6 protein-coding genes are annotated in these 2766 nt (G+C 34.5%); 5 read left to right on the forward strand and 1 reads right to left on the reverse strand.

The features are described from left to right. A partial coding sequence (locus ACLUJM_RS13390) for a hypothetical protein (protein ID WP_412413041.1) occupies positions 1–435 on the forward strand: 435 nt, incomplete at its 5' end. Between the two features lie 609 nt (positions 436–1044). On the opposite strand, the gene ACLUJM_RS13395 is transcribed toward ACLUJM_RS13390, so the two are convergent. Then, positions 1045–1275 (reverse strand): hypothetical protein, encoded by a 231-nt coding sequence (locus ACLUJM_RS13395; RefSeq protein WP_247230323.1) that lies wholly within the window; start codon positions 1273–1275, stop codon positions 1045–1047. A 199-nt stretch (positions 1276–1474) separates the two neighbouring features. On the opposite strand from ACLUJM_RS13395, the gene ACLUJM_RS13400 reads away from it, so the two are divergent. From ACLUJM_RS13400 to ACLUJM_RS13415, 4 genes are read left to right on the forward strand one after another with little or no spacing between them, the layout of a single operon-like run. Further along, positions 1475–1690 carry a hypothetical protein gene (locus ACLUJM_RS13400; protein ID WP_257274542.1) on the forward strand — a complete coding sequence of 72 codons (216 nt, stop codon included), beginning with the start codon at positions 1475–1477 and terminating at the stop codon, positions 1688–1690. Positions 1691–1743: 53 nt separating this feature from the next. Beyond that, a complete protein-coding gene (locus tag ACLUJM_RS13405; protein WP_257334847.1) occupies positions 1744–2046 on the forward strand; it encodes a hypothetical protein in 303 nt (100 codons plus the stop codon). Between the two features lie 11 nt (positions 2047–2057). Next, complete coding sequence (locus ACLUJM_RS13410) at positions 2058–2315, forward strand: hypothetical protein (protein WP_216880953.1); 258 nt, start codon at positions 2058–2060, stop codon at positions 2313–2315. 49 nt (positions 2316–2364) lie between these two features. Beyond that, entirely contained in the window at positions 2365–2754 is a 390-nt protein-coding gene (locus ACLUJM_RS13415; protein WP_216880951.1) for a hypothetical protein, read from the forward strand. Positions 2755–2766: the final 12 nt, after the last annotated feature.

Here is a 2766-nt window from a genome sequence, read left to right on the forward strand (position 1 = left end):
GTTTACAAGTACGGCAAAGGATTTGAATATATCGCAATTATCGAACGTGGCAAGGAAAACACGGAACGCTTGCATATGCATCTGATCGTGTTTAATCTCCCCTACATTGAGCGCGATGAAATCATGGAGGTATGGCAATACGGTTGGATTGATATTACTGCAATCGGTAAGATTGGTGATGTGGCTACATACATAACAAAGTATGTGTACAAAACGCTGGAAACAGACTTCATCGAAAAAGGGAAACGCTTTTACTGGTCTTCTCGTGGATTGAAAAAGCCTGATGTACTGTATCTTACGGATGAGGAATATGAAGAGTACCTACAGCAGAAACTGCTTGGGGAATGTGTGTGTGCCTGTGAATTTGAATCGCAGTTCGTGGATGGCTCATGTTCTTACGCTCGGTATATGATACAGAGGGATGATGAAGACTGACCTGACCATGTTTAAGAGCGGTCATTTTTGAAAAAAATGATCGGGAATGAACATGCCATCACTTGAAAAGTGATGCTCACCAGAAAGGAGGTTTCCTGTGTGAAATTGCTGAAAATGATTTACTGGAAAGCTATTACTGTTCTTTCAATCTTTTCAAAAATCAAACGGCTGTTTAGATTTTGAATGAATTTTTTCACGAAGTGGGTCACCTGTAGCAAGAAGTAAATTTCGTGGTATAGGAAAAAAATTCATGTTGTAAATTCCTTTATTCATGGTATAATATTAGTGTGATGTGTGCCTTGGTGGATGCCAATGCAACAGAAAAAGGAAGCGACTACCAATCGACTTCCTTTTTTTCATAAACGTTCGGCAATCCTCAGGTTACTTCTTTCTCAGTTCCCTGATCAAGAAAATCAGTACAACTATGTACGTGATTTCCATCATTGTGATGTGTTAGCCTTTGGATGCCTACTAGTTTATGTTCTGCCACTTTAAGCTGTTGGATGCTGTAATAATGAGGTGGCATAGCCTTACCTCCTGTCACCTTACGATGACATATATATTATAACATACAATAACTCAAATTGATATATATAAAATAGAAATATTTCATATATCTTCTGAATCAAATTTTATAATAATATCATTACTATCTTTATCTATGAAAGCTAGATAGCAATTCCCCATTTCAGCAAGTTTAATAAGTTCCTGAGTTTTAAATGAGTCACGCAGGAATTTAGTGTTTAAGGATTGGGGATTTTTTAATTCTAAATACTTAGAAAAATCTACACTTTTAATGTTTTTGAGTTTGAGAAAAGCTTTGATTTTATTTGAAATCATATAAACACCTCCATAATAATGTTATCATAGGATAATTTAAAAATCAAACAAAATAACTCTAATCTAGTTATATGAACATCTTATCGTCTATATAATAACTCAAAATAAATTATAAAAACTATATGAAGGTAACAGTATAACTCAATTTGATTTATAATATAAGTGTAAAGAGATAAAGAACATCTCAGGAGGACATGATATGGAAAAATTGGATACAGAGAAATTAAAGAATGGAAAGTATTATAGAGGTTATTGTATGAATGCTTTAATCGACGGAAGAATAATGGAATTTGAAAATGACAAGGAAGCTATTCGATTTTATGCAAACTATGAAGCCGAATGTTACAAGCTTATTGTTGAAGATGGTGAGGTCATAACAAAATGCATTTATGATCCATATGATTGTTTTAATTAAAATTTGAGGGGGCTTGCCCCTCTCCCCTAGATGGGGAAAGGAGGAAAATAGTTATGGAAGAATTAAGTAGAAGTGAGGTATTAAAAAGTGTACGTTTTACAAATAGGTTTTATCATTTACAAGATAAAACGATATATAGTTTTGCGGAAGACATTGTTTATATGTCCAATGATTTAGAAATATTACGTTATCATTGTATGAATTGTGTAAAAGTAGCGAGTATAGATGAACGTGATTATTTTGCTGAATTAAATGATTATCTGAAGTATGGCGATAATTGTAAAAGAGTATTTTCGGCGAAAGTCGAAGATTTATGCTATTTATCTGATACAAGTTATGGATGGTTAAAAAGTTAGGAGGTAACAACATGGAAAACAACAAAAAAGACATCACACTTGAAATGATTAAGCATCAGGTACAGATATGGAATGATTATTTTAACGAGGAGGGCGAATATAGAGACGATACAGTATTTCTGGTTACTGATGATACAGCTATTTACGATCCATATGTTAGCGAGTGTATGAGATTTAATGTTGACCCTGCGTCATACTACGGACGGCAGGCATATGATGATTGGATTTGTAGAATGAAAGCATACATCAAAAAGAATGGTGTTGGTTAATTGAATTTTGAGGGGTTCTTCTCTGTATCACAAACAGGAGGGTTTGAAGATGGAAAAATGTAGTTTTAAGGAAAGGATTTATGAAAGTAAACAATATGAGCTATGTTTGCAGTGGTTTGAATTTATTATTAATGATTTATTTAGTGATGGTAAACATTCAGGGCATGAACGTAATATAGTCCTTAGTCAATTTATGAGTACAATGGAGCGTGCTTTTGAGATTCCTTTGCTACCTGAAAATTTCGAGACATGGTCCCTTGACCATCCAGAGGTTTCGGAACTGTTTTGTAAAGCTTCTGATGCACGTGACTTATCGATTTATTCAGACGAATGCAAAGGTATAGAGCAACTATATAGTCGACTAGGCGATTTAAAACAGGTGTTAAGCCTAGTGCGGCAGGGTTCTTCCCTGCATCACAAAGGAGGTACTCAGAAATGAATACAGGATATG

The sequence above is a fragment of the Finegoldia sp. genome (assembly GCF_046991905.1).
Classification (GTDB): domain Bacteria; phylum Bacillota; class Clostridia; order Tissierellales; family Peptoniphilaceae; genus Finegoldia.

Excerpts from the sequence above, each read along its gene's own strand:
- ACLUJM_RS13395 (WP_247230323.1), bottom strand. The coding sequence starts at position 1,275 with ATGATTTCAAATAAAATCAAAGCTTTTCTCAAACTCAAAAACATTAAA.
- ACLUJM_RS13400 (WP_257274542.1), top strand. The coding sequence starts at position 1,475 with ATGGAAAAATTGGATACAGAGAAATTAAAGAATGGAAAGTATTATAGA.
- ACLUJM_RS13405 (WP_257334847.1), top strand. The coding sequence starts at position 1,744 with ATGGAAGAATTAAGTAGAAGTGAGGTATTAAAAAGTGTACGTTTTACA.
- ACLUJM_RS13410 (WP_216880953.1), top strand. The coding sequence starts at position 2,058 with ATGGAAAACAACAAAAAAGACATCACACTTGAAATGATTAAGCATCAG.
- ACLUJM_RS13415 (WP_216880951.1), top strand. The coding sequence starts at position 2,365 with ATGGAAAAATGTAGTTTTAAGGAAAGGATTTATGAAAGTAAACAATAT.